This is a genomic window from Kitasatospora sp. NPDC048194, assembly GCF_043202455.1.
In the GTDB taxonomy this organism is placed as follows: Bacteria; Actinomycetota; Actinomycetes; order Streptomycetales; family Streptomycetaceae; genus Kitasatospora.
Genome location: NZ_JBIDAK010000065.1, coordinates 1 through 7,023, shown reverse-complemented (window position 1 = coordinate 7,023; position 7,023 = coordinate 1). Strand labels below are relative to the sequence as shown.

The 7,023-nt window shown below is 70.4% G+C and carries 5 protein-coding genes; 2 read left to right on the top strand and 3 right to left on the bottom strand.

What is annotated here, in order from left to right; genetic code table 11:
* Window positions 1-251 precede the first annotated feature (251 nt).
* From ACGF07_RS35455 to ACGF07_RS35445, 3 genes are all read right to left on the bottom strand, one after another.
* Window positions 252-971 carry an SDR family oxidoreductase gene (locus ACGF07_RS35455; RefSeq protein WP_350749000.1) on the bottom strand — a complete coding sequence of 240 codons (720 nt, stop codon included), beginning with the start codon at window positions 969-971 and terminating at the stop codon, window positions 252-254.
* 542 nt (window positions 972-1,513) lie between these two features.
* A complete protein-coding gene (locus ACGF07_RS35450; protein ID WP_350749003.1) occupies window positions 1,514-2,803 on the bottom strand; it encodes a citrate synthase in 1,290 nt (429 codons plus the stop codon).
* Between the two features lie 225 nt (window positions 2,804-3,028).
* Window positions 3,029-5,272 carry an ATP-dependent RecD-like DNA helicase gene (locus ACGF07_RS35445; protein WP_392905780.1) on the bottom strand — a complete coding sequence of 748 codons (2,244 nt, stop codon included), beginning with the start codon at window positions 5,270-5,272 and terminating at the stop codon, window positions 3,029-3,031.
* A 270-nt stretch (window positions 5,273-5,542) separates the two neighbouring features.
* Here ACGF07_RS35445 and ACGF07_RS35440 point away from each other — a divergent pair, with 270 nt between their 5' ends.
* Together ACGF07_RS35440 and ACGF07_RS35435 are read left to right on the top strand one after the other, a co-directional pair.
* A complete protein-coding gene (locus tag ACGF07_RS35440; protein ID WP_392905778.1) occupies window positions 5,543-6,334 on the top strand; it encodes a VOC family protein in 792 nt (263 codons plus the stop codon).
* A 103-nt stretch (window positions 6,335-6,437) separates the two neighbouring features.
* Window positions 6,438-6,899: a GNAT family N-acetyltransferase gene (locus ACGF07_RS35435; protein ID WP_392905776.1), complete on the top strand. Its 462-nt coding sequence runs from the start codon at window positions 6,438-6,440 to the stop codon at window positions 6,897-6,899.
* Window positions 6,900-7,023 lie beyond the last annotated feature (124 nt).

Sequence of the window (7,023 nt, the reverse complement as noted above, 5' to 3'; positions counted from 1 at the left end):
GCTACAACGTCGCCGCCCTGCCGCTGGCCGCGGCCGGAATGCTCAACCCGATGATCGCCGGCGCCGCCATGGCCTTCTCCTCGGTCTTCGTGGTCACCAACAGCCTCCGGCTCCGCCGCTTCCGACCCGCAGCGAGCGCCTGACCACCCACCCCGGATCCGGAGCGCCCCGCACCTGGGCGGCCCCCGGACCGGGGCAAGCACGAGGGGCCGGAACCGCGGTAGCCAGCGGTCCCGGCCCCTCGCCGCGCCTCAACGCCCCAGCAGCTCGCCGCCGTTGCAGTGCAGGATCTCGCCGGTGATGAACCCGGCCTCCGGCGAGGCCAGGAAGTGCACCGCCGCCGCGACCTCGCCGCTCTCGCCGATCCGGCCGAGCAGCGTGCGCGCCGCCCGGCGGGCCACCTCGGCCTCGTCCAGCCGCGGACCGAAGAACTCGGTGCCACTGACCGTCCCCGGCGCGACGATGTTGGCGGTGATCCCCGAGGTGCCCAACTGGGCCGCCAGGAAGTGGTTCCACGCGTGCAGCGAGGCCTTCGCGGCACCGTACGAGCCGGCCCCGCGCAGGGCGGCGATGGAGCTGACGGTGACCACCCGGCCGGAGCCGGGGGTGAGCCGGTCCCGGATCGACTCGGTGAGCAGCACCACGGTCAGCACGTTGCGCTCGAAGTCACCGCGCCACCGGGCCAGCAGGGCGTGCGGTCCGCCGCCGGCGACGGTCTCCCGGCTGCCGGCGTTGTTCACCAGCACGTCGATCCGCTCGGGCAGTTCGTCGAGCGCCGCCTCGACCGCGTCCGGGTCCGCGAGGTCGCACACCAGCGGAGTGACGTTCGGTCCGAGGTCGGCCGCGGCCTTCTCCAGGACCTCACGGCGCCGACCGACGATCACCACGTGCTCGCCCGCCTCGGCGAACCGCCGCGCGACTTCGTACCCGATTCCCGTGCCACCGCCGGTGACGACGACGTTCCTGGCCATCTGCGCACTCCCTCCCCAGTTCTGCCGCCGCGCGGCAAGGGTGCGCGACGGTCCGTACCGGAATGCCACGATTCCTATCACGCTCGGTTGCCGTGACTGCGGGGAGGGTGACGTCGGGCGCGCGGGAAGGTGTGGTATGGGCGCGGAACGAGGCGCCTACGGAGCGTGGCGAGAGGCAGCTCACACCCCCCGGGCGTAACTTCTCGCCCCCTGGTACGTCTTAGGTTGGTAGTGCGGCAGTTTTCCGACGGGCCGGGGCGCGATCAACGGCAACGCGCCCCTCATCCGAAAGCTGTTGCCGACGGGGCTCCGGCGGGCCCCGGGAACGGTCGTCGGTTTCTCGGCGGCCTTCGCGCACGGCGCCGGGGTTGCGGCGGGTCAGGGACGCTTTGAGCGGCCGTCCCCGGCTGCGGCCGCCCCCGGAGTCGTGCGCCGTACGGTTCCGTCCCCGTGCGGGCCCTTCCGGGTCCGGGCCGTGGGGACGCCGGAGGGGCCCGTCCGCTCAGCAGCGGCCGGGCCCCTCCTCGTTCGTCCGGGGCGCGTCAGCGCTGGTCGAGCTCCACGTAGTCGCGGATCGCGGTGCCGGTGTAGATCTGGCGCGGACGGCCGATCCGGCTGGTCGGGTCGTTGATCATCTCGTGCCAGTGGGCGATCCAGCCGGGCAGCCGGCCGAGGGCGAACAGCACGGTGAACATGCTGGTCGGGAAGCCCATGGCGCGGTAGATCAGGCCGGTGTAGAAGTCCACGTTCGGGTACAGCTTGCGCGAGATGAAGAAGTCGTCCTTGAGGGCGTGCTCCTCCAGCTTGAGCGCGATGTCCAGCAGCTCGTCGCTCTTGCCGAGCTGGCCGAGGACCTCGTGCGCGAGCAGCTTGACCTGCGCGGCGCGCGGGTCGAAGGCCTTGTAGACGCGGTGGCCGAAGCCCATCAGCTTGACGCCGGCCTCGCGGTTCTTGACCTTCGCGATGAAGGAGTCGACGTCGCCGCCGTCCTTCTGGATGCCCTCCAGCATCTCCAGCACGGCCTGGTTGGCGCCGCCGTGCAGCGGGCCCCACAGGGCCGAGATGCCGGCCGAGATCGAGGCGAAGAGGTTGGCGTGGCTCGAACCGACCAGGCGCACGGTGGAGGTCGAGCAGTTCTGCTCGTGGTCCGCGTGCAGGATGAGCAGCTTGTCCAGGGCGTTGACGATGACCGGGTTGAGCTCGTAGTCCTCGGCGGGGACGGCGAAGGTCATCCGCAGGAAGTTCTCGACGTAGCTCAGGTCGTTGCGCGGGTAGACGAAGGGCTGGCCCATCGCCTTCTTGTACGCGTACGCGGCGATCGTCGGCAGCTTGGCCAGCAGTCGGACGGTCGACAGGTGGCGCTGGGCCGCGTCGAACGGGTTGTGGCTCTCCGGGTAGAACGTGGAGAGCGCGCCGACCACCGAGGACAGCATGGCCATCGGGTGGGCGTCCCGGGGGAAGCCCTGGAAGAAGCGCTTGACGTCCTCGTGAAGCAGCGTGTGCTGGGTGATCTCGCGGTTGAACTCCGCCAGCTGGTCCGCGGTCGGCAGCTCGCCGTTGATCAGGAGGTACGCGGTCTCGATGAAGCCGCCCTGCGCTGCGAGCTGCTCGATCGGGTAGCCGCGGTACCGAAGGATGCCGTTGTCACCGTCCACGAAGGTGATCGCGGACTTGTACGCGGCGGTGTTACCGAAGCCGTTGTCCAGGGTGACCAGGCCGGTCTGCGGGAGCAGCTTCGAGATGTCGAAGCCGGAGTTGCCCGCAGTGCTCTCGACGACGGGGTACTCGTACTCGCCGTCCTGGTACCGCAGTACTACCGAGTTGTCGCTCACGTCTTCCTCACCGACGAAATGAATCCTCTTCCAAGGTGCCCTGACTGTCTCTACCATCCCCCATCCGAGGGACAGCCGCGCACCCGGGGTGGCCCGGAAGGGCCCGCCCCTACAAAACCTGCTGCCGCAGCCGGTACGAACCGGACAAGATCGGCACCACCCTAGGCTCTGCCGTAAATCTCTTCACGTCAAGAGAACCTTAGAGGCAACCATCCTGTCGGATAATCATCCAGAAGCAAGCCGATGATCGAGCGCCGCATGCCGCCGACCTGCACTGACGGCCCGTACGGCCTGCGCGATCGCCTTCCGTGACCCGACCAGCACCACGAGTTTTCGTGCCCTGGTCACCGCGGTGTAGAGCAGGTTTCGCTGGAGCATCGTCCAAGCGGACATGGTGACCGGAATCACCACCACCGGATACTCGCTGCCCTGCGAGCGGTGGATCGTCACCGCGTACGCGTGGGCCAGCTCGTCCAGTTCGTCGAAGTCGTACACCACCTCCTCGTCCTCGTCGGTGACCACCGTCAACCGCTGGTCGTCCAGGCTGAGGGCCGTCACCACTCCCACTGTGCCGTTGAAGACGCCGTTCCGCCCCTTGTCGTAGTTGTTGCGCACCTGGGTGACCTTGTCCCCCACCCGGAACGTCCGCCCGCCGAACCGCCGCTCCGCCAACCCCTCCCGGGCCGGCGTCACCGCCGCCTGCAGCAGCGTGTTCAGGTTCCCCGCGCCGGCCGGGCCCCGGTGCATCGGCGCCAGCACCTGGACGTCCCGGCGCGGATCGAAGCCGAACTTCTGCGGGATCCGACGCGCCACCACGTCCACCGTCAACCCGGCCGCCCGCTCCGCGTCGTCCTCGACGAACAGGAAGAAGTCCGTCAGACCCTCCGTCAGGGGCGGTTTGCCCTCGTTGATCCGGTGCGCGTTCGTCACCACGCCCGACTGCTGCGCCTGCCGGAAGATCCTGGTCAGCCGCACCGAGGGGATCGGCCCGCCCTCGGCCAGCAGGTCCCGCAGCACCTCCCCCGCACCGACCGAGGGCAGCTGGTCCACGTCCCCCACGAACAGCAGGTGAGCACCCGGCGGCACCGCCTTGACCAGCTTGTTCGCCAGGATCAGGTCCAGCATCGAGGCCTCGTCCACCACCACCAGGTCCGCGTCCAGCGGACGGTCCCGGTCGTACGCGGCGTCCCCGCCCGGCTTGAGCTCCAGCAGCCGGTGCACCGTCGAGGCCTCCACCCCGGTCAGCTCCGACAGCCGCTTCGCCGCCCGGCCGGTCGGCGCCGCCAGCACCACCTTGGCCCGCTTGGCCAGCGCCAGCGTCACGATCGACTTCACCGTGAACGACTTCCCGCAGCCCGGCCCGCCCGTCAGCACCGCGACCTTCTGCGTCAGCGCCAGCCGCACCGACTGCTCCTGCTCCGGCGCCAGCTCCGCCCCCGTCCGCTTCGCCAGCCACTCCAGCGCCACCGGCCAGTCCACCCCCGCGAACCACGGCATCCGGTCGGCATCCGAACGCAGCAGCCGCAGCAACTGGTTGGCCAGCGAGATCTCCGCCCGGTGGAACGGCACCAGGTACACCGCGGTGATCGGCTCGCCCGCCTCCCCCGGCACCGTCTCGCGCACCACCCCCTCCGCGGCGACCAGCTCGGCCAGGCAGTCGATCACCAGCCCCACGTCCACCTGCAGCAGCTTCACGCCGTCCGCGATCAGCCGCTCCTCCGGCAGGTAGCAGTGGCCCTGGTCGCTGCTCTGCGACAGCGCGTACTGCAACCCGGCCTTCACCCGCTCCGGGCTGTCGTGCGGGATGCCCACCGCCTGGGCGATCCGGTCCGCCGTCAGGAAGCCGATGCCCCACACGTCCGCGGCCAGCCGGTACGGCTCGTTCCTGACCACACCGATCGAGGCGTCGCCGTACTTCTTGTAGATCCGCACCGCCAGCGAGGTCGACACGCCGACCCCCTGCAGGAAGACCATCACCTCCTTGATGGCCTTCTGCTCCTCCCAGGCCGCCGCGATCTTCTTCGTCCGCTTCGGGCCCAGCCCCGGCACCTCGATCAGCCGGCCCGGCTCGTTCTCGATCACCTCCAGGGTGTCCACCCCGAAGCGCTCCACGATCCGCTCGGCGAACCGCGGTCCGATCCCCTTGATCAGCCCCGACCCGAGGTACCGCTGGATCCCCTGCACGGTGGCCGGCAGCACCGTCGTGTAGTTCTCCACCGTGAACTGCCGCCCGTACTGCGGGTGCGAACCCCAACGGCCGTGCAACCGCAGCGACTCCCCGACCTGCGCCCCCAGCAGCGCCCCCACGACGGTGAGCAGGTCGTTCCCGCCCCGGCCGGTGTCCACCCGGGCCACGGTGTAGCCGGTCTCCTCGTTGGCGTACGTGATCCGCTCCAGCACGCCCTCGACCTGCGCCAACTGGCGCGGCACCTGCTGCGTCTGCTGCCCCGACGACGGCTGCTTGCCCACCGGAGCCCCCTCTTCGACCGGTACGGGTGGACTGTTCCGTCACGCACCGTACCGCTCCGGACCGACAACCCGGAACGCGCGGAAACCGCCGGGACGACGGGGAAGCGCCCGGGACGTCGGAAGGCGCCCGGGACGACGGGAAGGCGCCGGGGCCCCGGAGGGACCGACCTGCCGTGCGCCGCCCCTGCACCGGTGCCAGGCTGGAAGGTCCAGAGGGGGTGCCGACCACGCCCGCCCCCGCACGGGCCCCGTCCGAGGAGCAGTGCCGCCATGCTCAACACCGCCTTCCGTCCCGGTTCCCCGGTCTGGCTCGACCTCAGCAGCCCCGACACCGACGCCTCCGTCGACTTCTACGCCGCCCTGTTCGGCTGGACCTTCGACTCGGCCGGCCCCGAGGCCGGCGGCTACGGCTTCTTCCAACTCGAAGGCCGCACGGTCGCCGCCCTCGGACCGCTCGCCGACGAGGACTCCGGCCCGGGCTGGACCCTGTACTTCGCCACCGCCGACGCCGACCGCACCACCGAACTCGTCGAACAGGCCGGCGGGCGCGTACGGTTCCCGCCCTTCGACGTCTTCACCGCCGGACGGATGGCCGGCTACACCGACCCGACCGGTGCCGACTTCGCCGTCTGGCAGCCGCACGACACCCGCGGTCTGGACCTCGTCAACGACGAGGGCAGCCTCTGCTGGGCCGAGTGCTACAGCGTCGACGCCGAGCGGGCCAAGGCCTTCTACCGCACCGTCTTCGGCTGGCAGGAGCAGGACGTCCCGTTCGGCGAATCGACCTACACCGTCCTCACCCCGGCCGGCGGCGGCAGCGAGGACTCTCACGGCGGCATCATGCAGCTCGCTCCCGAAAACACCGCGCGCGGCACCGGCTCGCACTGGCTCCCCTACTTCGAGGTCCCCAACGTGGACGCCAGCCTCGCCATCGCCGACCGCCTCGGCGCGAAGGTGCGGATCCCGGCCACGGACGTCCACGGCGTCGGCCGCCTCGCCCAACTGATCGACCCTCAGGACGCCGCCTTCGCGGTCATCACGAGCGTGCCGCCCGGGAACTGACTCCGGGCCGGTGCCCAGGGGCCCTTAGAAGGGCTGTGAAGGGGTGCTACGGGCGTAGACGGGGCGGTGGGCGACGCAGAAGGGCAGGGTCTAGTCTCTGATCATGACTGAGACGGCTGTACTGACGATCCGGCGGGCCCGTGAGGACGACCTGTCGGCGATCGTGGCCATGCTCGCCGACGACCCACTGGGCGCCGGCCGCGAGAGCCCCGACGACCTCACCGCCTACCGCCCCGCCTTCACCCGCGTGGACGGCGACCCGAACCAGCACCTGGTGGTCGCCGAACGCGCCGGCCGCGTCATCGGCACCCTGCAGCTCACCCTCGTCCCCGGCCTCTCCCGGAAGGGCGCCACCCGCGTGATCATCGAGGCCGTCCGCATCCACACCGACGAGCGCGGCAGCGGACTCGGCACCGAACTGATCCAGTGGGCCGTAGAACGCTCCCGGGAACTCGGCGCCGACCTCGTCCAACTGACCTCGGACGCAAGCAGGACGGACGCGCACCGCTTCTACCAGCGGCTCGGTTTCGTGCCGTCGCACCTCGGGTTCAAGCTGAAGGTCTGATATCGGCTCGGGAACGCGAAAAGGCCCTACCCGGGAACCCGGGCAGGGCCTTCTCAGAAGAATTGTTCGGCGGCGTCCTACTCTCCCACAGGGTCCCCCCTGCAGTACCATCGGCGCTGTGAGG

Excerpts from the sequence above, each read along its gene's own strand:
- ACGF07_RS35455 (WP_350749000.1), bottom strand. The coding sequence starts at position 971 with ATGGCCAGGAACGTCGTCGTCACCGGCGGTGGCACGGGAATCGGGTAC.
- ACGF07_RS35440 (WP_392905778.1), top strand. The coding sequence starts at position 5,543 with ATGCTCAACACCGCCTTCCGTCCCGGTTCCCCGGTCTGGCTCGACCTC.
- ACGF07_RS35435 (WP_392905776.1), top strand. The coding sequence starts at position 6,438 with ATGACTGAGACGGCTGTACTGACGATCCGGCGGGCCCGTGAGGACGAC.